Annotated in this window: 15 protein-coding genes; 9 read left to right on the forward strand and 6 right to left on the reverse strand. The window is 72.3% G+C overall.

Translation table 11 applies throughout. The features are described 5' to 3' along the window. Positions 1-10: 10 nt before the first annotated feature. Complete coding sequence (locus AB0D85_RS16605; protein ID WP_362320016.1) at positions 11-1,540, forward strand: aldehyde dehydrogenase family protein; 1,530 nt, start codon at positions 11-13, stop codon at positions 1,538-1,540. 148 nt (positions 1,541-1,688) lie between these two features. After that, positions 1,689-2,330, forward strand: a complete 642-nt coding sequence (locus AB0D85_RS16610) for an isoprenylcysteine carboxylmethyltransferase family protein (protein ID WP_362320019.1) — start codon at positions 1,689-1,691, stop codon at positions 2,328-2,330. Between the two features lie 42 nt (positions 2,331-2,372). Here AB0D85_RS16610 and AB0D85_RS16615 read toward each other — a convergent pair whose 3' ends face one another. Further along, positions 2,373-3,569, reverse strand: coding sequence for a PP2C family protein-serine/threonine phosphatase (locus AB0D85_RS16615; protein ID WP_362320022.1), 1,197 nt, complete (start codon positions 3,567-3,569; stop codon positions 2,373-2,375). A gap of 401 nt (positions 3,570-3,970) precedes the next feature. Here AB0D85_RS16615 and AB0D85_RS16620 point away from each other — a divergent pair, with 401 nt between their 5' ends. The 3 genes from AB0D85_RS16620 (at position 3,971) to AB0D85_RS16630 (ending at position 7,100) form a co-directional block, all read left to right on the forward strand. Beyond that, positions 3,971-4,639 carry a glycoside hydrolase family 11 protein gene (locus AB0D85_RS16620; protein ID WP_362320025.1) on the forward strand — a complete coding sequence of 223 codons (669 nt, stop codon included), beginning with the start codon at positions 3,971-3,973 and terminating at the stop codon, positions 4,637-4,639. Next, on the forward strand, positions 4,639-5,328 hold the full coding sequence (locus AB0D85_RS16625; protein ID WP_362320027.1) for a polysaccharide deacetylase family protein: 690 nt from the start codon (positions 4,639-4,641) through the stop codon (positions 5,326-5,328). Before AB0D85_RS16620 ends, AB0D85_RS16625 begins: the two co-directional genes overlap by 1 nt. Positions 5,329-5,438: 110 nt before the next feature. Then, positions 5,439-7,100, forward strand: a complete 1,662-nt coding sequence (locus AB0D85_RS16630; protein WP_362320030.1) for a hypothetical protein — start codon at positions 5,439-5,441, stop codon at positions 7,098-7,100. Here the strand turns inward: AB0D85_RS16630 and AB0D85_RS16635 are convergent. Continuing rightward, positions 7,097-9,181, reverse strand: a complete 2,085-nt coding sequence (locus tag AB0D85_RS16635; protein WP_362320033.1) for a SpoIIE family protein phosphatase — start codon at positions 9,179-9,181, stop codon at positions 7,097-7,099. The two genes, AB0D85_RS16630 and AB0D85_RS16635, sit on opposite strands and share 4 nt — an antisense overlap. 192 nt (positions 9,182-9,373) lie before the next feature. Between AB0D85_RS16635 and AB0D85_RS16640 the strand changes: the two genes are divergently transcribed. Next, positions 9,374-11,842, forward strand: a complete 2,469-nt coding sequence (locus AB0D85_RS16640) for a SpoIIE family protein phosphatase (protein WP_362320036.1) — start codon at positions 9,374-9,376, stop codon at positions 11,840-11,842. Positions 11,843-11,882: 40 nt separating this feature from the next. Here the strand turns inward: AB0D85_RS16640 and AB0D85_RS16645 are convergent, their stop codons facing one another. After that, positions 11,883-12,683 (reverse strand): helix-turn-helix domain-containing protein, encoded by an 801-nt coding sequence (locus tag AB0D85_RS16645; RefSeq protein WP_362320039.1) that lies wholly within the window; start codon positions 12,681-12,683, stop codon positions 11,883-11,885. A gap of 219 nt (positions 12,684-12,902) precedes the next feature. Between AB0D85_RS16645 and AB0D85_RS16650 the strand changes: the two genes are divergently transcribed. Next, a complete protein-coding gene (locus AB0D85_RS16650) occupies positions 12,903-15,806 on the forward strand; it encodes a BTAD domain-containing putative transcriptional regulator (RefSeq protein WP_362320042.1) in 2,904 nt (967 codons plus the stop codon). Between the two features lie 22 nt (positions 15,807-15,828). On the opposite strand, the gene AB0D85_RS16655 is transcribed toward AB0D85_RS16650, so the two are convergent. From AB0D85_RS16655 to AB0D85_RS16665, 3 genes are all read right to left on the reverse strand, one after another. Continuing rightward, complete coding sequence (locus AB0D85_RS16655) at positions 15,829-18,705, reverse strand: BTAD domain-containing putative transcriptional regulator (protein ID WP_362320044.1); 2,877 nt, start codon at positions 18,703-18,705, stop codon at positions 15,829-15,831. 158 nt (positions 18,706-18,863) lie between these two features. Continuing rightward, complete coding sequence (locus tag AB0D85_RS16660; protein WP_362320046.1) at positions 18,864-19,835, reverse strand: glycoside hydrolase family 25 protein; 972 nt, start codon at positions 19,833-19,835, stop codon at positions 18,864-18,866. A gap of 93 nt (positions 19,836-19,928) precedes the next feature. Next, positions 19,929-20,588 carry a BTAD domain-containing putative transcriptional regulator gene (locus AB0D85_RS16665; RefSeq protein ID WP_362320049.1) on the reverse strand — a complete coding sequence of 220 codons (660 nt, stop codon included), beginning with the start codon at positions 20,586-20,588 and terminating at the stop codon, positions 19,929-19,931. 588 nt (positions 20,589-21,176) lie between these two features. On the opposite strand from AB0D85_RS16665, the gene AB0D85_RS16670 reads away from it, so the two are divergent. Then, positions 21,177-22,697, forward strand: coding sequence for a hypothetical protein (locus tag AB0D85_RS16670; RefSeq protein WP_362320051.1), 1,521 nt, complete (start codon positions 21,177-21,179; stop codon positions 22,695-22,697). A 43-nt stretch (positions 22,698-22,740) separates the two neighbouring features. Beyond that, a complete protein-coding gene (locus AB0D85_RS16675) occupies positions 22,741-24,378 on the forward strand; it encodes a serine/threonine-protein kinase (RefSeq protein ID WP_362320053.1) in 1,638 nt (545 codons plus the stop codon). Positions 24,379-24,431: the final 53 nt, after the last annotated feature.

Consider the following 24,431-nt stretch of genomic DNA (forward strand, 5'->3'; position numbering starts at 1 on the left):
GAGGACCACGATGACCAGCACCGCGCTGCCCACCACGGACGACCTGCGCCACCGCGCCCGGACCTGCCTGCGGAACATCGGCGTGGAGGTGCCGGAGGGCGACGACCTCCCGGCCCGCACCCCCATCACCGGCGAACACCTCTTCGGGCTGACGGCGGCCACCGCCACCGACGTCGAGGAAGCCCTCGCCGCCAGCCGCACCGCGTTCCTCGCCTGGCGCACCACACCCGCCCCACGCCGTGGTGAACTCGTGCGCCGCCTCGGCGAGTTGCTGCGCGAGCACAAGAGCGACCTGGCCGATCTCGTCACCGTCGAAGCGGGCAAGATCCGCTCCGAGGCGCTCGGCGAGATCCAGGAGATGATCGACATCTGCGAGTTCGCGGTCGGCCTGTCCCGCCAACTGTACGGCCGTACGATCGCCTCCGAACGCCCCGGCCACCGGCTGTCCGAGACCTGGCACCCGCTCGGCGTGGTCGGCGTCGTCTCCGCGTTCAACTTCCCCGCGGCCGTCTGGTCCTGGAACACCGCCGTCGCCCTGGTCTGCGGCGACACCGTGATCTGGAAGCCCTCGGAACTCACCCCGCTGACCTCCCTGGCCTGCCACCACCTGCTGGCCCGGGCCGCCGACGAGGTCGGCGCACCCCGTGACGTACACCGCCTCCTGCTCGGTGACCGGGCGGTCGGCGAGCAACTCGTCGACGATCCCCGCGTGGCCCTCGTCAGCGCCACGGGCTCCACCCGGATGGGCCGCGAGGTCGGCCCGCGCGTCGCCGCCCGCTTCGGCCGCAGCCTGCTGGAACTCGGCGGCAACAACGCCGCGATCGTCGCCCCCTCGGCCGATCTGGACCTCGCCGTCCAGGGCATCGTCTTCGCCGCGGCCGGCACGGCGGGCCAGCGCTGCACCACGCTGCGCCGCCTCATCGTCCACCGGGACATCGCCGACACCCTCGTCGAGCGCCTGACCACCGTCTACGGCAGGCTCCCCGTCGGCAACCCGTTCGACGACACGACCCTGGTCGGCCCGCTCATCTCCACCACGGCGCTCGACGCCATGAACAGCGCGCTGGCGCGCGTCCAGGCCCAGGGCGGCAAGGTCCTCGCGGGCGGCAACCGGCGCCTGGCCGAGGCGGCACCGGCGGCGGCCTACACCGAGCCCGTCCTCGTCCGCGTCGACGAACAGACCGACGTCGTGCGGGAGGAGACCTTCGCGCCGATCCTGTACGTCCTCACGTACGACACCCTCGACGAGGCGATCGCGCTGCACAACGACGTCCCACAGGGCCTGTCGTCCAGCATCTTCACCCGTGACCAGCGGGAGGCCGAGCTGTTCCTGTCCGCCGCCGGCTCCGACTGCGGCATCGCCAACGTCAACATCGGCACCTCCGGAGCCGAGATCGGCGGCGCCTTCGGCGGCGAGAAGGACACCGGCGGCGGGCGGGAGTCGGGCTCCGACGCGTGGAAGGCGTACATGCGCTCGGCCACCAACACCGTCAACTACTCCGGCGAACTCACCCTCGCCCAGGGCGTCAGCTTCCTCTGACCGGGCACCAGGAATCCGGCGGTGACCGTCAGCGGTGGAAGAGCCCCACCCGCGCCCGTCGCGGCCGGGTCTCCATCCGTGGGTGGAGCCCTCTCCATCGACCCGTGGGTGCTGGTGATCCGCTCCGCTCCCGGAGCAGGCTTGGCACATGGGATCACTTCACTCGGCACTACTCGCTGTCACCGGCATCTGCATCGTGATCTTTGCCGCGGCCTGGATCGCGGGTGCCGTCTACTTCGGTCTGCGGAGCCGGGCCGGCATCCGCGGCTGGGCGCGTGGACTGCGTCGCACGGTGGCCCGCCGGGTTCCGCTGATCGTCGGCGCCTGGCTGTTCTCCGTACTGGTCGGACACACCGACGATTTCTGGCGTCATCTTCGCTACTGGCAGCCCGAACTCGCGCTCCTGGGCGGCCTGCTCGCCGTCGCCTCCACGGCACTGCTGCTGTGGGCCCGCTGGGTCCTGGGCACGATGTGGGCCAGCGTGCCGCTGGTCCAGGAACACCACGAGCTGCGTACGGACGGTCCGTACCGGCTGGTGCGCCATCCCATCTACACCGGCTTGCTCGGACTGATCGTCGGCGCCATGCTCGTCTACGGTTTCGGCGTCTGGACGGCCGTCCTGCTGGTCGCCGTGCCATGGTTGCTGCGCCGGGTCCGGACCGAGGACGGGCTCATGGCCGGCCGGTTCGGGGCTTCCTACGACGCCTACCGCGCCCGCGTCCCGGCCCTGATCCCCTGGATACGCCCCGCGAAGGGCCCTGATGGCCGACTGAGGCGCTCAGCGATATGAACATCCTGGTACGCGTGGCCCCGAAGGGACCGGCTCGGACCCTCACGACGTCCTTCGCGGCGGAGGGCCGCCGGACTCCCCGGCGTCCGGGCCGTCGGGGCCGGCCTGCGGGTCGCTGTGGTCGGCGTCCGAGCCGGAGCGGACGGTGTCCGGTGGCGGGGTCGTTCCCTCGGGGAGGAGGAAGGCGGTGAGCGCGGCCGTGTCGTCCTGCAGCTGGTCGTGGCTGTAGGCGAGCAGATCCTCATGGAGCCGCTCCAGCAGTACCGGGGGCGGCAGCGGCCCCCATGAACGGAGTCGCTGGAGCAGGGGGTAGAAGGAGCCGGCCGGGTCCCGGGTCTCCGTCACGCCGTCGGTGTACAGCAGCAACTGGTCGCCGGGACCGAAGGAGTAGGTGTCGACGCGGTAGGGGTCCCCGACGAGCATGCCGAGGTTCAGCGGCGGCCCCGACCGTCCCCGGTCCAGCTCGCACACCTCGCCGGGGCGGATGCGCAGCGGCGGCGGATGGCCGCAGTTGAGGATGCGGACGACCCTGTCCCCGCCGCCCGGAGGGATCTCGGCGAAGGCTGCGGTGACGAACCGCTCGCCCACCTCGCTCCCGCCCAACTGGCCGGCCCGGCGTGACATGCTGACGTCCACCCGCTCCACCAGGGCACGCAGATCGGGCTCGTCGTGCGCGGCCTCCCGGAACGCGCCCAGCATGGTGGCCGCGGTCTCCACCGCGAGCAGCCCCTTGCCGCGCACGTCACCGATGAGCAGCCGTACCCCGTACGCGGTCGGCACGGCCTCGAAGAGGTCGCCGCCGATCCGTGCCTCCGCGGCGGCGGACAGGTAGAAGCTCTCCAGCAGCAGGTCGCCGATCCGGTGCGGAACGGGTCTGAGCAGCACGCGTTGCGCGATCTCGGCCACGAACCGGACGTCGGCCAGGGTGCGTTCCCGGCGGATCCGGTGCGCGGCCAGGATCGTGCCCAGGGCGCCCACCAGGACCGTACACGCGTAGACGGCCACGTAGTGCCGTTCCCAGATGTAGCCCACGGAGCGGCCCGCGCAGCACGGGGTGCCGGCCAGGAGCATTTCGAAGCCGACGGAGAAGACGGTGACGCCGGCGACGACGAGCGGCACATGCGCGAACGCGGCCACCAGGGGCAGTGCGATCAGCACGAAGCTCACCGGCCACTCCACGGGAGTGATCGGTTCGAGCACCAGCACGGCGGCGACGTACAGGACGGGAAGCCAGCGCATCCATGCGGGGGGAGCGGGCGGTGCGGGCAGTGCTGGGTTGCGACCGTCGTGCCTCACCCGGGACTCCTGGCATACGAATCTCGACAAGACGCCCAGCCTCCCGGGCCACCGCCCGCCACGCCGGTGATTGCTCCACTCAGCGGCATGTTCCGGCGCGTCGACAGCGTTCGCATTCAGTTACGAAACATTCGGGATTTTCCAAGAAAATAATTGATCTTGAAATGGCCGATTGTCGACTCACGTGATCGACAGGTGAAATTATCTGCATGTGAACTGCAGGAATGATGCCTTGAGTCAATCGAAGGTTTCGAAATAATCACCGAAACTGTTGACAGGTGACATGGGCAGACCAACACTCGCCAGCGAACCACACCCGCACTGGCCACACGAGGAGGCACCGCATGAACCCGCTCGACCACGCACTGAGCCGCCGCGGCGCCGGCGCCCTGCTCCTGGGCGCCGCCGCCGGGCTGGCCCTGCCCGGCACCGCCCACGCCGCCACGGTCGTCACCACGAACCAGACGGGCACCAACAACGGCTACTACTACTCGTTCTGGACCGACGCCCAGGGCACGGTCTCCATGACCCTGGGCTCCGGCGGCAACTACAGCACCAGCTGGAGCAACACCGGCAACTTCGTCGCCGGCAAGGGCTGGAGCACCGGCGCCCGCCGCAACGTGACCTACTCCGGCAGCTTCAGCCCGTCCGGCAACGGCTACCTCTCCCTGTACGGCTGGACGTCGAACCCGCTCGTCGAGTACTACATCGTCGACAACTGGGGCACCTACCGGCCCACCGGCACGTACAAGGGCAGCGTCACCAGCGACGGCGGCACCTACGACATCTACCTGACGACGCGGTACAACGCCCCGTCCGTCGAGGGCACCAAGACCTTCAACCAGTACTGGAGCGTCCGCCAGTCGAAGCGCACGGGCGGCACCATCACCACCGGCAACCACTTCGACGCCTGGGCCAGGGCCGGCATGTCCCTCGGCAGCTTCAGCTACTACCAGATCCTCGCGACCGAGGGCTACCAGAGCAGCGGCAGCTCCAACATCACGGTGGCGTGATGAGTGCCGTAGCGGAACGCTCGTTACGCCCCCTGGTGGCGACCGCCGCCGCCGTCGCGCTGGCCGCCGCGGGCACCCTCGCCGTCGGCGCGGCCCCGGCCCACTCCGTCACCTGCGCCGGCTACGTCGGTCTCACCTTCGACGACGGGCCGTCGACCGCCCACACGCCCGGCCTGCTGAGCGCCCTCAAGGCGAACGGGCTGCGGGCCACGATGTTCAACGAGGGCCAGTACGCGGCCGCCTATCCCGCCCAGGTCCGGGCCGAGGTCGGCGCGGGCATGTGGGTCGGCAACCACAGCTACACCCACCCGCATCTGACCCAGGAGACCCAGGCACAGATCGACTCGGAGATCTCCCGCACCCAGTCGGCCATCGCCGGCGCGGGCGGCGGGACACCGGCCCTGTTCCGGCCGCCGTACGGCGAGACCAACGCGACCGTGCGCACGGTCGAGGCCAAGTACGGGCTCACCGAGATCATCTGGGACGTCGACTCGCAGGACTGGAACGGCGCGAGCGCCGACGCGATCGTGCAGGCCGTCTCCCGGCTCACCAGCGGCCAGATCATCCTCATGCACGAGTGGCCGGCCAACACCCTGGCCGCGATCCCGCGCATCGCAGGGACCCTCGCTGCCAAGGGGCTGTGCTCCGGGCGGATCTCCGCGCAGACCGGCCGCGCGGTCGCTCCCTGAGAGCCTCGGACACCAGGGGCGCGGCGGTGGTACGTCAACCGCCGCGCCCTCCTCATGAGTTCGGATGACAGCGGGATCGTCCGCCCCCTTCCGTCGATAGGGTCGCCGCCGTGGACTACTACGACCTGGGCAGTCACAGCCGGCGCGTGACGACGTCGTCCCTCGAGGCGCAGACCTGGTTCGACCGGGGGCTGGTCTGGACCTACGCCTTCAACCACGAGGAAGCCGTCCGCTGTTTCGAGGCGGCCCGCACCGCGGACCCGGACTGCGCCATGGCCGACTGGGGCGTGGCCTACGCCCTCGGCCCCAACTACAACAAACCCTGGGAGTTCTTCGACCAGGAGGACCTCGCCCGGACCGTGGAGCGTACGCACACCGCCGTGGAACGCGCCCACGCCAAGGCCGCGCACGCGACCCCGGTGGAGCGCGCCCTCATCGAGGCGCTGCGCGCCCGCTATCCGCAGGCCGTGGCCCCGGACGCGGAGGCCTGTTCGGTGTGGAACACGGCCTACGCCGACAGCATGCGGAGCGTCCACGAACTGGCGCCCGACGACCTCGACGTGGCGACCCTGTACGCCGACGCCCTGATGAACCTCACCCCCTGGCAGCTCTGGGACATCCGCAGCGGCCGACCGGCCGAAGGAGCCCGGACACCGGAGGCCAGGGACGTGCTGGAGCGGGCCCTCGGCACCGAGGCGGGCACCCGGCACCCCGGGCTGCTGCACCTCTACATCCACCTCATGGAGATGTCACCCACGCCCGAGACGGCCCTGCCGGTCGCCGACCTGCTGCGCGACCTGGTGCCCGACGCCGGGCATCTCCAGCACATGCCCTCGCACCTGGAGGTCCTCTGCGGCGACTACCGGCGCGTGGTCTCCGACAACGCCGCTGCCGTCGCCGCCGACGAGAAGTACCACGCCCGCGCCGGAGCGCTGAACTTCTACACCCTCTACCGCTGCCACAACCTCCACTTCAGGATCTACGGCGCGATGTTCCTGGGCCGCCTCCAGGACTCCCTCGCCACGGCGGAACGGCTCGAAGCCGCCGTACCCGAGGAACTGCTGCGGGTGGCGAGCCCGCCCATGGCCGACTGGCTGGAGGGCTTCCTGGCGATGCGGGTGCACGTGCTGATCCGCTTCGGCCGCTGGGACGACATCCTGCGCCTGCCGCGACCCGCCGACCCACGGCTGTACTGCGTGACCACCGCGATGCGGCACTACGCGCGCGGAGTCGCCTACGCGGCCACGGGCAGGATTCCCGAAGCCGAGTCGGAACGCGCCCGCTTCCGGGACGCCGTCGCCGCGGTGCCCGGGACCCGCATGCTGTTCAACAACACCTGCGCGGACATCCTGGCCATCGCGTCCGCCATGCTCGACGGCGAACTCGCCTACCGCAAGGGCGACTTCGACACCGCCTTCACCGCCCTGCGCCGCTCGGTCGAGCTGGACGACAACCTCCCGTACGACGAACCCTGGGGCTGGATGCAGCCCACCCGGCACGCCTACGGCGCCCTGCTCCTGGAGCGCGGCCGGGTCGAGGAGGCCGAGGCGGTGTACCGCGCCGACCTGGGCCTGGACGACACCCTGCCCCGGCCGCTGCAGCACCCGGGCAACGTCTGGTCCCTGCACGGCTTCCACGAATGCCTCCAGCGGCTGGGCAAGGAGGGCGAGGCCCGGATCGTGGCCCAGCAGCTGAAACTCGCCGCCGCGACGGCGGACGTGCCGGTCACGGCGTCCTGCTACTGCCGTACGGACTGCTGCGGCACGCGTTAGAGCGCCCGTGCGACCAGCAGCGCCACGTCGTCGTGGTCGTCCGGGTGGCGCAGGCCGTGCAACAGCAGGTCGCAGGTCTCCTCCAGCGGCCGCTGGGGCTCGTCCAGGAAGCCGAGCATGACGTCCAGGCGGTCGTCGATGGGGTGGCGGCGGGTCTCGACCAGGCCGTCGGTGTACAGGACCAGCAGGTCGCCGGTGGCGAGGCCGACGGTGGCGGTCTCGAAGGGGATGCCGCCGACACCGAGCGGGGCGGCGGGCGGGAGTTCGAGGAGGGTCGGGGCGCGGCCGGGCCGGGCCAACGCGGGCGGCATATGGCCCGCGTTGGCGAAGTCGCAGCGCCTGGTGTGCGGGTCGTACACCCCGTACAGACAGGTGACGATGTAGTGCTCCAGATCGCAGGTGATCTTGTCCAGATGCTGGAGCACCGAGGCCGGGGGCAGCTCCAGGTCCGCGTAGGCACAGGTGGCGGTGCGCAGCCGGCCCATGGTGGCGGCCGCGTCGATGCCGTTGCCCATCACGTCCCCGACGACCAGCGCGGTCCGGTCGCCCGACAGCGGGATCACGTCGTACCAGTCACCGCCCACCTCGCTGGTCGCCTGGGCGGGCTGGTAGCGCGAGGCCAGCTCCAGGCCCGTGTGGTGCGGCGGATGGTCGGGGAGGAGGCTGCGCTGGAGGGTGAGGGCGGTGTTGCGCACGCTCTGGAACCAGCGGGCGTTGTCGATGGCCACGGCGGCCCGCCCGGCCAGCTCGGTGGCGAGGACGACGTCGTCCTCGTCGAAGGGGAGCGGATTGCGGTTGCGCTTGAGATCGAGGGCACCCAGCACCTCGCCGTGCGCGATGAGGGGGACGGCGAGATACGAGTGCACCCCGGCCTGCGCCAGCAGAGCGCCCGCCTCCGCGCTGCGGGCGATGCGCGGAAGGTCGTGCGCGCCGACACGGGGGACCAGGATCGGCCGTGCCGTGTGCACGCAGAGAGTCACCAGCCGGTCGCCGTCGTACGCCGCGAGGTCACCCGGCGGGTCGGCGGCGCGCAGCGCGACCGTGGGATGGGCCGCCTTGAGGGCCAGGGCGCGGAACAGCTCGGGGCCGTTGTCCGGTCTGCGCGAGCGGCGCAGGGCGAGCGCCGAGTCCAGGACGTCCACCGCGACCACGTCCGCCAGTACCGGGGTGGCGATCTCGGCCAGCTCATGGGCCGTACGCTCCACCTCCAGCGAGGTGCCCACCCGGGCGGAGGCGTCGGCGATGAGGGCGAGCCGTCGTCGGGCCCGGTCGGCCTCCGCGGCAGCCCGGTGCCGCTCGCTGACGTCGACGACCGAGATGGCCGCGCCCAGCACCCGGCCGCCGGGATCCTCCAGCCGGTAGAACGACAGCGACCAGGCGTGCTCACGCTCGGGATCCGCCGGAGGCCGGCCCACGTGGTACTGGTCGAGCAAGGGGGTGCCGGTGGTGAGCACCTGGCGCAGCGCCGACTCCACGGTGTCGATGTCGGGCAGCGGCAGGGTCTCCCGCAGATGGCGCCCGATGTGTTCCTCCGCGGGGACGCCGTCGATGCGCTCGAGGGCAGGGTTCACCAGGAGATAGCGCAGCTCCGGATCGAGGAGGGCCAGGCCGATCGGGGACTGGTTGATCAGCCGCTCGCACAGCGCCAGGTCGGTCTCCACCCGCTGGAGCATGGTGTGGTCGGCCGCGATGCCCAGCGCGTAGACGTCACCGAGGTCGTCCAGCAGCCGCATGGTGCGGAACTCCATCAGCCGGCTGCCGCCGCCCTTGTGCAGGACCGGGAAGGCACCGGCCCAGCTGCGGCCGGTCTCCAGCACATCCATGAAGAGGTTCACCGCGGCCTTGAGATGCTCCGGGTGAACGAGCAGTCGCGCCGCGTTCTTGCCCAGCGCGTCCTGGGCCGTGTAGCCGAAGAGTTCCTCGGCCTGAGGGGTCCAGAACACGATCCGGCCCTGTGAGTCCAGCGCCACCGCCGCCACGCTCAGCACGTCCAGCAGACCCGTGGGCCGGGGCAGGCCCGAGCCGTACTCCGTACCACCGGAGCCCTCGGAGTCACCGGAGCGCAGGGAACCCACAGCCATCCCTCAACCACCTCCACCGGCCGACGGACCGATGCCGCTGCTGCGGCACTTCCATGCTGCCCCCGCCACACGGCCCACCCCAACCCCAGGACACCCGCGCCGGCCGCCGCGCGGCGGTCCTTACGGTCCCCTTCGGGCCGTGCGCATCGCGTGGACAAGCAGGAACATTGGGGTACGTAGAGGATGTAGCCAATGGATTCTCCGCGAGAAGACGCCGACGCGCCGACCGCCCTGGGCCCGCGCGATCTCCTCGACGCCTCCAGCGACGCGGCGGCAGTGCTGTCGTCGCGCGGTGTCGTGATCGGCTGGACCCGTGGCGCCGAGGCCATGCTGGGCCACCCGGCCGCCGGGGTGGTGGGCCGCTCCGCGGCCCGGCTGCTCGCCATGCGCGCCGACCCGGCCCGCGCCGCGGGCGTCGCCGAGCGCTGCCGCTCCGGCATGGGCTGGAGCGGCCTCGTCCCGGTCCTGCACCGCGACGGCCGCAGCGTCGTCGTGGACCTGCGGGTCTCCGCGTCCTTCCGGATCGGCGGCGAGGAGTGCTTCCTGCTGTCGGCCCGTGAGCAGCGGCCCCAGTGGACGATGGGCCAGTCCGTCCTCGACGGGTTCCTCGTCCGCTCGCCGATCGGCATGGCGGTGATGGACCCCGAGCTGCGCTACGTCTGGCTGAACGAAACCCTGGAGCAGTTCGGCGGAGTGCCCCGGGAGCAGCGCCTGGGCCGCCGGCTGAGCGAGCTGCTGCCCGGGCTGCAGGCGAGCACCATCGAGGGCCTGATGCGCAAGGTGCTGCTGACCCGGGAGCCGGTCACCGACTATGAGTACCTCGGCTGGAGCTGGGCCGACCCGCACCGGCAACGCGCCTACTCCACCTCGTTCTTCCCCCTCGTCGACGCCGACGACTCGGTGACCGGCGTCTGCTACATGGTCTCCGACGTCACCGAGCGGTGGAACGCCCGGCAGCTGCTGTCCATGGTCAACGAGGCCGGGACCCGTATCGGCACCACCCTCGACGTGCTGCACACCGCCCAGGAACTCGCCGACTTCGCCGTCCCCGGGTTCGCCGACTTCGTCATAGTCGACCTCCTGGAACCCGTCCTCAGCACCGAGGGACACGGCACCTGGCTGACCGACGCCGGCCCGGCCCCCGCCAGACCGGCGATGCGCCGCGCCGCGCTGAAGACCGTGCGCGAGGGCAGCCCCGAGGTCGTGGCACACATCGGCGACCAGGTGGACTTCCTGCCCCCGCCGCACGGCGTCGACCTGCTGATCAGAGGCGAACCCATCCTGATCCCGGTGCTCGACCCGGACGACCACCTCTGGGCCACCCAGCAGCCCGCGCGGACCGCCCGCATCCGGGAGTTCGGACTGCACTCCCTCATCTCGGTGCCGATGCGGGCGCGGAACACCGTCCTGGGCCTCACCACGTTCGCCCGCTCGCTCAACCCGGTCTCCTTCGGGCCCGACGACGTCCTGCTCGCCCAGGAACTGGTCGCCCGCGCCGCCGTCTGCGTCGACAACGCCCGCCGCTACACGAGGGAGCACACGGCGGCCGTCACCCTGCAGCGCAGCCTGCTTCCCCAGGCCCTGACGGGGGGTACGGCCCTGGACGTGGCCTCCGCCTACCTGCCGGCGGACGCGACGGACGGTGTCGGCGGCGACTGGTTCGACGTGATCCCGCTGTCCGGGGCGCGGGTCGGCCTGGTCGTCGGCGACGTGGTCGGCCACGGCCTCGCCGCGGCGGCGAGCATGGGCCGGCTGCGCACCGCCGTCCAGACCCTCGCCGACATGGAGATGCCCCCCGACGAACTCCTCGCCCACCTCGACGACCTCGTGCTGCGGCTGGGGGAGGGGGAGAGCGGGGGCACGGCCGTCGAGGACAGCACGACCACGTTCGTCGGGGCGACCTGCCTGTACGCCGTCTACGACCCGGTGACCCGCCGGTGCGCCATGGCCCGGGCCGGACACCCGCCGCCCGTCGTGGTCGGACCCGACGGGCAGGTCCACTTCCCCGAGATGCCCGCGGGGCCGCCCCTGGGCCTCGGCGGCATGGCCTTCGAGGCCACCGAGATCGAACTCGCCGAGAACAGCCTGTTCGGCCTCTACACCGACGGCCTCATCGAAGGCGCCGACCAGGACGTCGAGTCGGGCATGTCCCGCCTCCGCGCCGCCCTGGCATGCCCCGACGCCGATCTCGACACGCTGTGCACGGCCACCGTGCAGCAGCTGGTCGCCGTGCCCCAGCCCGACGACGTCGCCCTGCTGCTGGCCCGCACCCATGCCCTGGGCACCGACCACGTCGTCTCCTGGGACGTGCCCGTCGACCCGGCCGCCGTCGCCGACGTCCGGGCCAAGGCGACCCGCCAGGTGGTGGAGTGGGGCTACGACGAGCTGGCGGTGACCACCGAACTCATCGTCAGCGAACTGGTCACCAACGCCATCCGCTACGCCGAACCGCCCATCCGGCTGCGGCTGTTGCGTGACTCCCGGCTGACCTGCGAGGTCGGCGACGCCAGCAGCACCGCACCCCGGCTGCGGCACGCCCGCAGCACCGACGAGGGCGGCCGCGGCCTCTTCCTGGTGGCCCAGCTCGCCCACCGCTGGGGTGCCCGCTACACCGGGGAAGGCAAGATCATCTGGGCCGAGCAGGAGTTCCCGCAGGGCTGATCCCGCAGGACCGGGGAGCCCGGGGCGCCGCCCACGCGGCTCACCGGGTGCGCAGGAGCGCGCCGATGGTCCTTCCCGTCTGCTGCACCACGCCCACGAGCCGGTCCAGGCTGTGCGCGGGGTCGGTCACGAGGCTCAGGGACGCCAGCGGCACTCCGTTCGGGCCGCGCACGGGCACCGCCACACAGCACACCCCGGCCGCCACCTCCTCCCGGTCGAAGGCGACGCCCCGGTCCCGGATGACGTCCGCCTCCCGTCGCCAGGCCACGGGCAGCGGGCCCAGCGGGAGCCGGGGATGTGCCCCGGCGACGAGCACCTTGCCCGCCGCGGTGAACCACGGCCAGGACACGCCGTCGGGAAGTCGGCCGGCCGTCCCGGAGCCGTCGCCGGACGTCTGGTCGAGGATCAGTGTCTGACCCTCCCGCAGCACGTTGAGTCCCACCGTCGCCCCCGTGAGGCGCGCGAGGCGGCGGGCCGGTGCGCGGGCGGCGGTGCGCAGGCCGGGGTACGGTTGCCAGCCCTGCCCGAGGCGGAAGATCCGCGGGCCCATCCGGTAGCCGCCGCGGCTTCGCTCGACGGCCCCCAGTTCGACCAGCTGCTCCAGGAGCCGGTACGCCGTCGTCTTCGGCAGTCCGCACTCCGCCGCGAGCCTGGTCAATCCGGCCTCGGTGGCCCGCTCCACCGCTCCCAGCAGCGCGAACGCGCCCTCCAGAACACTCCGCCCGCCGCCGTCCGCCGCAGCCCGCGCGGCGTACTCGGCCCGCGGCTCGTACCGGTGGTCCGGATGCCGCCTCGGCGCGTCCGCCGTCCTCGTTGCCGTTGCTCTCCGCTGTTCGTCCACGTGCCTCTTCCTCCGGATACCGCCCGGCCGGTTCCCCGCACCGGCCGTTCCCCATGTGCGGTGCGCCGCCGTGCGCGGAGACTCTCCGCCCCAGCAGACTGAAGTCCGCCTCATCAGACTGGGGTTCGGATGTGGCTGAGAACGTTGTCGATAGGTTGTCGCCCCGGCATGGAATGTGTGTGCAAAGTGAAGACGATCTGCACGAGGAGTGTGGATACCGTGGTGGAACTGCGTCTTCTCGGTCCGGTCGAGTTCTCGGTGCGGGGCCGGACCGTCGACATCGGGCCGCCACAGCGCCGCACCGTGCTGGCCGCACTGGCGGTGGACACCGGCCGGCCCGTTCCCGCCGACGTGCTGATCCGGAGGGTCTGGGGCAGCCGTCCGCCGGACGGGGCACGGCGCGCGCTGCACGCCCATGTTGCCCGGCTCCGCCGGCTGTGCGAGCAGACCCAGGAGTCGGAGCACCCCCGATTACGGCTGGTGCGCCACTCGGGCGGATACGTTCTGCAGGCCCGCCCGGAACAGGTGGACATCCACCGGTTCCGGCAGCTCACCGACCGGGCCCGGGAAGCCGGGCGGACGGACGAGACTCGGGCGGCGCTGCTGCGCGAGGCGCTCGGCCTGTGGCACGGCGAGCCCCTGGCCGGCCTCGCCGGACAGTGGGTGCCCCAGGTGCGCGAGGCATGGCGGAGGCGGCACGTGGACGCCGCCGTCGACTGGGCCCACACCGCATCGCGCGTCGGTGATCCCGCTGCCGTCATCGGCCCGCTGACCGAACTCCTGCACGCGTACCCGCTCGTGGAACCACTGAACGAGGCACTGATGCGGGCGCTGCACGCCGCGGGGCGCAGCGCGGAAGCACTGGACCACTACACCGCCGTCCGCGAGCGGCTCGCCGAGGAACTCGGCACCGATCCCAGCCCGGAACTGCGGAAGGCCCACCAGGCGATCCTGCGGACGGGCCCGGCCGGGCCCGCCGCACCTCGGCCGCCGCGCCCCGTGGCCCGGGCCGCTTCCCCGGGGCCGCCGTCGGCCGCGGCGACTCCCTGGCCGGGCTCGGTCCCCGTCCAACTGCCCATCGCCGTACGCGGATTCACCGGGCGCCGCAAGGAGATCGCCCGGCTCGACGACATCCTCGCCGCAGCGGCGGACCAGCCGACGGCAGCGGTGATCACGGCGGTGCAGGGCACCGCCGGGGTGGGCAAGACCGCCCTCGCGGTGCACTGGGCCCACCGGTCCCGACGGGCCTTCCCAGACGGCCAGCTGTACGTGAACCTGCGCGGGTTCGCCCCCACCGGGTCGATGATGAACCCGGCCGAGGTGGTACGGGGTTTCCTCGACGCCCTCGGTGTACCGCCGGCCCGGATCCCGGCCGCCCCGCAGGCACAGGTCGGCCTGTACCGCACCCTCCTCGCGGGGCGGCGGATGCTGGTGGTGCTGGACAACGCCCACGACGCCGAACAGGTCCGTCCCCTGCTGCCCGGGACACCCGGCTGCATGGCCCTGATCACCAGCCGGACCTCCCTGACCGGACTCGCCGCCACCGAAGACGCGCACCTGCTGGCCGTCGGCCTGCTCACCCCGGGCGAAGCCCACGAGCTGCTGGTCCGCCGACTGGGCGCGGACCGGGTGTCGGCCGATCCCCACGCCGCACAGGAGATCGTCGGCCGGTGCGCGGGCCTGCCGCTCGCCCTGGCGATCGCCGCTGCCCGGGCCGCCGCACAGCCCGCTCTGCCCCTCGGTGTCTTCGCGAAAGAGCTGCGCCGGACGGACGGACGCCTGGACGCCCTCGACGGCGGAGACGCGAACAGTGACGTACGGGCGGTCTTCTCATGGTCCTACCAGGCACTCGGCCCGCAGGCCGCCCGGCTCTTCCGCCTGCTGGGCCTGCACCCCGGACCCGACGCCGCGCTCCCCGCCATCGCTGCCCTCGCGGACATCCCGGCCCCCCGCACCCGCGCACTGCTGGCCGAACTCGTCAGCGCGCACCTGCTCACCGAACAGTCCCCCGGCCGCTACACCTTCCACGACCTGCTGCACGCCTACGCCACCGAACTGGCCACGGCACAGGATCACGACGACACCCGGAACACCGCGACGCACCGCCTGTACGACCACTACCTCCACACCGCCCACCAGGCGGACACCCTGATCACCCCGCGCTCCGGCCCCGCACTCCTCCCACCCTGCCGACCGGGCGCCGCCCCCGAGACCCTCGTCGACCACCAGCAGGCACAGTCCTGGTTCACCGCCGAACACCCGGCCCTGCTCGCCACCGTGGAGCAGGCGCCCGCCGCCGGCTTCCACAGCCACAGCTGGCGACTCGCGTCCGCGCTGACGACCTATCTCAACCGGCACGGCTACTGGCGGGAGCTGCACGCCGCACACACCGTGGCGCTGGACGCCGCCCGTCAGCAGCACGACAGCGCCGGAAGGGCCGCGGCCCACCAAGGGCTCGGGCTCGCCCTCGACCGCCTCGACCACCCCGACGACGCGTACGCCCACTACCTGCGGGCGCTGGAACTGTTCGCAGAGGCCGGCAGCCACACCGGGCAGGCCCGGGTCCACCAGCACCTGTCCCGCATGTCCGAGGCCCAGGGCCGGCACCGGCAGGCACTCGGCCACGCCCAGGAGAGCCTCGCGCACCACCGGGCCGTCGGCGACCGGGCCGGGCAGTCCGCGGTCCAGAACCACATAGGCTGGATCCTCGCCCAACTCGGCGATCACCAGCAGGCCCTCACCCACTGCCTCGAGGCTCTCGACCTGGCGCAGGAGACAGGAGACCTCAACGGCCAGGCGCACATCCAGGACAGCCTCGGCTTCATCCACCACCAGCTCGGCGAGCTCTCCGAGGCCGTCGACCGCTACCGGCAGGCCCTCGACCTCTTCCAGCTGACGGGTGACCGCCACAGCAGGGCGGCCGGCCTCATCTGCCTGGGCGACCTCCACGCCTCGTCCGGCCGTCCGTATCCCGCCCGCGCCGCGTGGACCGAGGCGTTGGCGGTCACCACCGAACTCGGCCTCCCCGACACGGACGCCCTGTGCGTCCGGCTCCGCCGCCGACTCGGCCCCGGCCCGGCCGGCCTCAGCACCGCACCACAACCGCGTCGGACACCGGCCTGAGACGGGGGCTTCGAGACTCCGGTCAGGCGCGTGGCGGAAGCACCGTGTCGGACGGATCCCGGTCGGGCGGAAGCCGGAGCCTGGCCCGCAGCGCCTCGGCGTCCGGGTGATCGAGTTCCTCGAAGAGCGCCAGCGACAGCGTCCAGGCGTCGCGGGCGGCACGGGGATCGCGCGCGGCGTGATGAGTGTCGCCGAGATGGGCGAGAATGTCCGCCTCGTAATAGCGGTCCCCGATGTCGTGGAAGAGCGCCGCGGCTCTCTCGTAACAGGCGGCGGCCTCCCCGTGCTCGCCGAGGTGGTGGTGCGCGTAACCGAGGGTGTCCCAGGTGTGGGCTTCCCCGGAGACATGGCCGGTGCCGCCGATCAGGGCCAACGCCTGCTCGCAGTAGGCGATGGCATCCCGGAATTTTCCCATTTCCGCGTGGTCCCAGCCCACGTTGTTCAGCGTCAGCGCCTGCCAGGCGCGGTCTCCCGCGACACGGAAACCCTCCACGGCCCGCCGCGAGTGCGCCAGTCCCTCGCTGACGCGGCTCTGCTGGGTGGAGACCCTGCCGAGCGCGAGATGGGTGTGTGCCGCGCCCGACGGATCACCGAGCCGCCGGTACAACTCCGCCGCGCGTTCGAGGTGGACGCGGGCCTCGGCGGGGCGGCCGAGGCTCGTCTCCGCGTTGCCGATGTTGCGCAGGGCGCACGCCTGCGCCGCCTCGTCGGCCAGCCGGCGGGCGGCGGCCAGCCCGGCCGTGTGGGTGGCGAACCAGTCGGACCACAGCACCCTCCGCTGGTGATAGGGCGTCAGCGCCGCCGCGAGCTGCCAGACATGGGTGTCGAAGCCCTCCCGGACCGCCTGGTGGAGGGCCGCGAGGAGCACCGGATGCTCGGCCGTGAACCAGGCCATGGCCGCCTCGCGGTCGGCCGGTTCCTCGGGGGCCACCAGGGGCTGGACCGGGGAGGGGAGGATCCGGTCCGCGGGCGGCCCGAGGAGCTGTTGCGCCCGGAGTGCGGTGTGCAGGTAGTGGTCGAGCAGCCGGTGGGTCGCCCGGTGGCGGTCGGGGGCAGTGTCCTCGGCGTGGGCGAGCTCGGCGGCGTAGGCGCGGAGCAGGTCGTGCAGGGAGTACCGGCCCGGCAGTTGCTCGGTGAGCAGATGCGCCCGTGTCAGTTCCCCGAGCGGGGCACGGATCCGCTCGGGTGCCACACCGGCGAGGCTCGCGACGGCCGCGGCCGAGATGTCGGGTCCGGAGTGCAGCCCGAGGAGTCGGAAGAGCCGTCGGGCGGCGGGGCCGAGGGCCTCGTAGGACCAGGAGAACACGGCTCTTATGCGCGTTGCCGGATCACCGCCGTCCAGGGCGTCCAGACGGCTGCCGGTCTCGCGCACTTCGGCGGCGAGGGTGGCGAGCGGCATGCGGGGTTCGGCGGCGGCACGGGCGGCGAGGACGGCAAGGGCCAGCGGCAGGCCCGCGCAGCGCGCCACGATCTCCGCGACGGCGGCGGGCTCGGCGGCGATCCGGCGGGCGTCGAGACGATCGGCCAGCAGGGACCGGGACTCGTCGGGGGAGAGGACGTCGACGGCGAGCAGATGAGCGCCCTCGGCAGCGGCCAGACTGGTGAGCCGGCTGCGGCTGGTGACCAGGACCAGGCAGCCGGGCGCGCCCGGCAGCAGCGGCCGGACCTGCTCGGCGTCCCGGGCGTTGTCGAGCACGACCAGTACCCGCCGGTCCGCCAGCACACTTCGGTAGAGGGCCGTCTGCGCCTCCAGCCCCGGAGGGATCCGGGCCGGGGGCACGGCGAAGGCGTCCAGGAATCCGCGCACCGCCTCCGCCGGGTTCGCCGCCGTCCCTCCGGGATCGAAGCCCCGGAGGTTGGCATAGAGCTGTCCGTCGGGAAAGAACTCCCGTACCCGGTGGGCCCAGTGCACCGCCAGCGTGGTCTTGCCCACTCCCGCGGTGCCCGACACGGCCGAGACGACCACGGCGGGGGCCGAGGGCCGTGCGGTGTCGAGGAGAGCGTCCAGCCGGGCGAGTTCCTCGTGTCGGCCGGTGAAACCGCCCACCGCGAAGGGCAGTTGTGCGGGCACCGTGCCCCGCCGCGGCCCCGCAGGCTCCGACGGCACGACGTGTGGCGTGGCCACGACGTGCGGCGTGGCGGCGGGACCGGGCACGTTCCCGCGCAGGATCGCCTGGTGGACCTCGCGCAACGCCGTACCGGGATCCGTCCCCAGCTCCTCCGCCAGCCGCCGTTGCACGGAGGCGTAGCACAGCAGGGCCTCCGCGTCCCGCCCGGTGCTGTGCAGCGCCCGCATGAGCGCCTCCACCAGCGGCTCGACCAGCGGAAACTCGTCGAGGAGCGCGGACAGTGTGCCGATCGTCGCAGCCGGATCACCGAGCCGCGCCCGGACCCGGGCCCACTCGACGGTCGCGGCCACCTGCTCGCGCCGCCATGCCTGTCGCATCTGCTGGGCCCACGCGCCGTCCAGCCCGCTGAGCGGCTCGCCGCGCCACAACCCGAGCGCCTCGTCGAGGAGAGACGCCCGTTCGGTGTCCGGTACGCGAGCCTGGCGGGCCCGGTCGGTCAGGTGCCGGAAACGATGTACGTCCACCTGCTGCCGGTCGGCCTCCAGAACGTATCCGTCCGACCGGCGTGTCAGCCGCAGTCCTTCCCCCGGCACGTCACCGAACCGGTCACAGGCGTGCCGAAGCCGGGTGATGTGCGCATAGACCGAACGCCGGGCACCCTCCGGGGGGTCGGTTCCCCAGACCCGGCCGATCAGTGCGTCGGTTCCGACCGGCCGGCCGGCGTCCACGGCCAACGCGGCGAGCACGAGGCGCCGTTGCGGCGGGCCGGCGTCCACCGTCCGGTCCGTCGCGACCAGCTCGACCGGGCCGAGTAATCGCAGTTCCACCATGACATCCCCTCAGAACTCTCACCTCTCCGCCAGATTCTGCTCACATCCGCACGGTCGGCACAGAGGGATCGGCAAAGCACCGGCACGTGCCGGCCGCACTGGGGAGGGATGACCCGGTCGCTGTCCGGGAGGGAGCCGTCTCGCGGTCCTGCGCGCGGTCAGGCGGTGGTGTCGAGGTGTACGACGACCTTGGCCACGGCCGCCTCGATGGCCGCGGTGACGGACACGACCAGCGCGGCGGGGTCGACGGTCTTGTCGAAGGCCGCGATGGTGGCGGCGAGTTGGGTGATGGCCGCGCCCTGCGCCGCCTCGGTCGCCTGGACGGCCCGCAGCCGCGCGTTCGTGTCCTTGATGTAGGACTGGAGGGCCCAGTACGCGTTGGTCTTCGCGTCGGGGGCGTCGGCGGGGGCGGCGATCACTCCGTCCAGGGTCAGGACCGCCTTCGCGGAAGCGGTGGCGATCTTGCTGATGTCTTCGGCGGTGAGCGGCACGTCGGTCTCCGTTCCTGCGGCCCACGCACGCAGCGCGGACTCGCTCAGATAGCAGATGGATCGGTCCAGCGGGGTCGAGGTGAACTGCCAGAACAGCGGCGTACGGCCGGCCGGGACGGGCTGCACGTGTGCCTCGGCCTGTGCGTAGGTCGCGGCGCCCGGCCAGGGGTAGGCGGGATACCACAGCGGCGCGGCGGCGGGCGCGTGGCCGGCGGCGAGGTCGCTGCCCGAGGTGTAGACGCCGACGCGCTGGCCGGGGAACGCGGCCTGGACAGCGCTGATCCACCCGGTGGCGTAGGACAGGATCCCGGCCGCCGTGACCCCCGCGTAGTTCGCTCCGTCGGACCGCCGCTCCAGGTCCAGCCAGTGGACGAAGCCGGGCCCGGCGTGGGGTTTCACGGCCGCCACGTAGTTGGCCGCCTCGGTGGCGGCGCTCTGGTTCGGCCAGCCGAAATGGTAGGCGCCGGGGACGAGTCCGGCGTCGATGACGGCGGTGATGTGCTCGCCGAAGCGCGCGTCATGGGTGTGCTCGCCCTCGCTGGCCTTGACGAAGGCGAACACGACGCCTTCGGCCTTGCGGGCCTTCCAGTCCTGTGCGGGCTGGTAGACGGAGACGTCGACACCACGGCAGGTGGCCACGTCAGCTCCCCTCTTTCGGGTCGTCGGTCGGGTCCGTCGCGCGGAGCCGCTCTCGTCATGGAGGACGATGGCAGGGACCCCGTGACCGGGGTGTCACCGGCGCGTCAGCACCGCCGGGTGCGGGAACAGGTCGGTCAGCCGGGCCGAGGGTGTGAGGCCCACTTCCTCGTGGAGCAGCCGGCGGAACGACTCGTAGTGCCGGATCGCCTCCACGACGTTGTTCTCGGCCAGGTGGACGGCCACCACCGCGCAGTGGGCGCTCTCGCGGAGCGGCTCGATCGCCACGCAGGTGAGGGCGGCCTCCAGCGCGAGTGCGTGGCAGCCGCGCCGGGTGAGCCGGGCGCTCAGCGATTCGAGCGCGTGCAGGCGGAGTTGGCGCAGCCGCTCCCGCTCGAAGCAGATCCACTCCTCGTCCCACCCCGGGAGCAGTTCGCCGCCGACCAGCACACCGAGCGGCGGCGGGTCCCCCGGATCGGGCGCGGGGCCGGTCAGGTGCAGCGCCGCGCGGGTGAAGTCGTCGACGTCGACGGCGAGTCCGTCCACGAGGTGGAGGATGTCGCCGTCGGTGCCGACCACCGGGCGCGGCACGCGGCGCAGCCGCCACAGTGTCGTCCGCAGGCTGCCGTGCGCGTGCTCCTCGGTGACGTCGGGCCACAGGTTTCCGGCGACGACCGAACGGGTCGCGCGTTTGTGGAGCCCGAGGTAGGCCAGCAGCCGTTGTTCGTTCGCCGGGACGGTGATGGCTCCGTTCACACCCTCCAGCCGGAAGGCGCCGAACAGACTCAGCCTGCCCTGTCCTGTCCGCTTCCGTCCGCTCCCGCCCTGCGTGGTCGTGTGGTGTCTTCGTGGTTCCGCGGTCAACTCGTCCCAGACCATCGGCAGTCCCCGTTCCCCGTGTTGTTCCCCGTGTCGCGGGCGCCGGCTGAGCGGCCCCCGTGCCCAGGCCGTTGGCATGTGCCCGGTGTGGCCAGCGTGAGCGGCCGGAAGTCGTCTGTCATGCGCTGTTCCGCTCAGCGGTCCACGGGCCACGGCGGCACGCCGGGGGAGGGGAGGGGAGGGGAGCGGGGCGAGGCCGACGACGGCAACGCTCGCAAGCGGACAGTTACGGAGGCGTCACTGCGTCGTCAGCGGGCCTGTCGAAATCGCACGTTTGGCCGTACGCTGTCAATTCATAAGGATTCGGCAGCAATTGGGGGAGCCGCCATGTCCGGGGACGCGTACGACCCGAACCAGGGTCCGCCGAATCAAGGGCCCTTCAACCAGGGCCCTGCGAGCCACGGGGTCCCGAACCAAGGTTTCCCGGGCCAGGGTTTCCCGCCCCCGGGATCCTTCGTCCCGCCCATGCCGTCCGCTCCGCCGCCCGCCCCGCCGGACGCCGTGCGGGCCACCGCCGTCGCCCTGCTCAACCTCAGTGGCCTCGGCCTCGGTTACCTGCTCGTGCGCAGATGGATCCCGATGGCCGGATGCCTGGCGGCGACCGTCGTCCTGCTGCTCGTGGCTCTCCCCGCGGACGCCGACGGCGTGCCCGGAGCCGCACTCGTCCTCTACGCCGTCCTCCTGCTGCTGGCGGCCGTGCACGGCGCGTTCGTCGGCCTGCGCACCCGCCTGGTGTGGCCGGGACAGCGGCCCGTCGCCCTCGTGCTGGGCGTCGTCCTCCTCGCGGTACCCGTGGGCGGTGCGCTCTGGTACGACGGCGCGCAGAAGGAAGCCGTCGAACGCGCGCTCCTCGACCGTCTGGACCGCGCCGACAAGCGGGTCAGCGCGGCCGGCCAGGAGGCCTTCGCCACCGCCAAGTCCGACTACCAGGACGCCCTGGCCGTCTACCGCGACCTCGCCGTCAACCACTCCGGCTCCCGAGCCGCCGCCCAGGTCCCCGACCGTATGAGGACCTACTACACGACGGTCGCGGCGGCCTACAGCCACAACGACTACTGCACGGCGATCGAACCGCTCAAGTACCTGCGGACGGTCCCCGACTCCATGCCGAAGAACCTGCTCGGCACCCTCACCCACTGGCCCGACGACCGCCTGGCAACCTCGCTCTACGAGTGCGGGGCGGGCGGCCTGACCGGCGGCGGAGCCGACTGGGTCACCCAGTTCGGCGACCTCCTGAGCACCTTCCCCGACTCCGGCCAGGCCGCCAAGGTCGTCCCCGCCGTGGACGCTGCCGAGACGAAGGCGGCGAAGGCCGTCTCCGGGAGCGATCCCTGCACCGCCGTCAAGCAGTTGCACACGCTCAACACCCAGATCCTCCAGCTCTCGAACGGCAGCGGCAGTGGCAGCGGGTCGGACGGCCTCGTCAAGGTCGCCGCCCGGGCCAACAGCAGCGGTGACGCGGGGGAGTACCAGTGCGGCGTCAAACAGTACAAGGACCGTGACTACGAGCAGGCCCAGCAGACCATGGAGCAGTTCGTCACCGACAACCCGCACGACAAGAACCGCGACCGCGCAGGGAAGATCGCCATCGGCGCCGAGGTCGCCCAGACCCTCCCCGACGCCGGGGACAAGCTGCCCACCACCGCGGGCGGCGGCGGCATCTCCGTGACCGTCAAGAACGACAGCCCCGACGACATCACCGTCCTCTACACCGGCCCGGTCACCGGCAGCTTCACCCTGAAGGCGTGCGGCAGTTGCAAGGCGTACTCGTTCGCCAGCTCGCTCATCCCCGGCTGGCAGCCGTGCAGCGACAGCAAGAACTACCCGCAGCGGACGATCAGCCTCCCGCCCGGCACCACGTACTTCGTGCACAAGCCGAAGACCGACACCACGGCCACCCCGGGCTCCGACACCGCCAAGTTGCGCTACGGCTACGTCTACACGGAGTGCGCGTACACGACGCAGTCGCTGGGGTCCACCTACTGAGCGGGACGCGAGGCTGTCAGCGCGGCCAACTAAGCTCCCGCGCATGAGCGACGAGGGCAGAGACAACCCCGCGAGACGGGTTGTCGACGGACGGTTCGAGCTGGTGGCCCGGCTCGGCGGCGGCGGTATGGGCATGGTCTGGCGGGCCACCGACCTGGTGCTGCACCGCAGTGTGGCCATCAAGGAGGTACGGCCGTCCGACCCGGGCCTCGGGGAGTACGACCCGGAGGCCGCGCGGCAGCTCCGGGAGCGGGTGCTGCGGGAGGCCCGCGCACTGGCCCGGGTCGACCATCCCAACGTGGTGACGATCCATCACATCGTCGACGGCGGCCCCGGAACCTACCCGTGGATCGTCATGGAACTCGTGACCGGCGGCTCTCTGGCCGACCGCCTCGCCCTCGGCCCGATGAACCCCGTCGAGGCCGCGCGCCTCGGCATCGAGGTGCTGGCCGCGCTCCGGGCCGCCCACGAGGCCGGCATCGAACACCGCGACGTGAAACCGGCCAACGTCCTGCTGCGCCCCGACGGCCGTCCGGTGCTCACCGACTTCGGCATCGCCGCCATCCGCGACGCCACCGCCCTCACCGCCACCGGCTCGGTCATCGGCACCCCCGACTACATGGCACCCGAGCGTGTCTCCGGCAAGGACGGCGGCGCGGCCTCCGACCTGTGGTCGCTCGCGATGATGCTGTACGTCGCCGTCGAGGGCCACCATCCGCTGCGCCGGGGGACGACGCTCGCGACGCTCGCCGCGGTCCTCACCGACGACATACCGCCGCCGGTCAAGGCCGGCCCCCTGACCGACGTCCTCGCCCGTGCCCTCCTCCGCGACCCCCAGGCCCGCCCGGACGTCTGGCAGCTGGAACGGATGCTGGCCGACGCGGGCCGGCAGCCGCCGGCCGAGTCCCCCACGTCCTTCCCCCTGCAACCGCCCGCCGCGCCGGCCCAGTTCACCCCACCGCAGGAAATCCCGCCGACCGCCCCGGTGGCGGTGCCGGGGCCCGCCGGTCGCCGCCGCTGGAGGCTGTTCGTCCTCCCCACCGCCGGAGTGGCCCTCGCGGGCGTCCTGGTGTGGACCCAGCTACCGGGATCGGGTACGCACGCCTCCGGGTCCACGGGCGCCGGTTCCACGGGCTCGGGGTCCACGGCGTCCACGACATCGCCCTCGGCCGGATCCACCGCGTCCCCCACCACCTCTCCCACGGCCACGGAACAGACCGCCACGACCGACCTGCTGACCCCTCGGGGCATCCGCACCGCGATCGCGGCGATCGAGAAGGAGACCGGCCGCGACCGGTTCGGCGACTTCACGGTGTACCCCGGCTACGTCACGGCCGAGGTGATGGTGAAGGGCAGCGACAGCGCGTACGACACGTACACCTACCGCACCGGGGAGGGCGTGCAGAAGGGCATCATCTCAAGCTCGCTCCCCACCACCTGGAGGCCCGTCCGCCTCGACGACTTCGCCTGGGACAAGGTCCCCTTCCTGCTGTCCCAGGCCAAGAAGAAGCTCAAAGTGCCCAACGCGAACACCCGCTACCTGTCCGTGGACATCCCGGACACCGCCTTCGACTCGCCCGCCGGGATGTCCGTCTACCTCGACAACGACCACAACCAGAGCGGCTATGTGCAGGCGGACACGAAGGGCAAGGTCACCAGGGTGGTCCCGGCCGACACCTGAGCCACGCGACGCACCCGCCGGAAAAGAGTTCGCCGTCCTGCGGCATCGCTTCT

It is taken from the genome of Streptomyces sp. NPDC048277 (assembly GCF_040652235.1).
Lineage (GTDB): Bacteria > Actinomycetota > Actinomycetes > Streptomycetales > Streptomycetaceae > Streptomyces.

What these genes read in the sequence shown, in the direction of transcription:
- AB0D85_RS16610 (WP_362320019.1), top strand. Translation starts at nt 1,689, where the DNA reads ATGGGATCACTTCACTCGGCACTACTCGCTGTCACCGGCATCTGCATC.
- AB0D85_RS16670 (WP_362320051.1), top strand. Translation starts at nt 21,177, where the DNA reads ATGCCGTCCGCTCCGCCGCCCGCCCCGCCGGACGCCGTGCGGGCCACC.
- AB0D85_RS16615 (WP_362320022.1), bottom strand. Translation starts at nt 3,569, where the DNA reads ATGCGCTGGCTTCCCGTCCTGTACGTCGCCGCCGTGCTGGTGCTCGAA.
- AB0D85_RS16675 (WP_362320053.1), top strand. Translation starts at nt 22,741, where the DNA reads ATGAGCGACGAGGGCAGAGACAACCCCGCGAGACGGGTTGTCGACGGA.
- AB0D85_RS16620 (WP_362320025.1), top strand. Translation starts at nt 3,971, where the DNA reads ATGAACCCGCTCGACCACGCACTGAGCCGCCGCGGCGCCGGCGCCCTG.
- AB0D85_RS16655 (WP_362320044.1), bottom strand. Translation starts at nt 18,705, where the DNA reads ATGGTGGAACTGCGATTACTCGGCCCGGTCGAGCTGGTCGCGACGGAC.
- AB0D85_RS16625 (WP_362320027.1), top strand. Translation starts at nt 4,639, where the DNA reads ATGAGTGCCGTAGCGGAACGCTCGTTACGCCCCCTGGTGGCGACCGCC.
- AB0D85_RS16640 (WP_362320036.1), top strand. Translation starts at nt 9,374, where the DNA reads ATGGATTCTCCGCGAGAAGACGCCGACGCGCCGACCGCCCTGGGCCCG.
- AB0D85_RS16635 (WP_362320033.1), bottom strand. Translation starts at nt 9,181, where the DNA reads ATGGCTGTGGGTTCCCTGCGCTCCGGTGACTCCGAGGGCTCCGGTGGT.
- AB0D85_RS16605 (WP_362320016.1), top strand. Translation starts at nt 11, where the DNA reads ATGACCAGCACCGCGCTGCCCACCACGGACGACCTGCGCCACCGCGCC.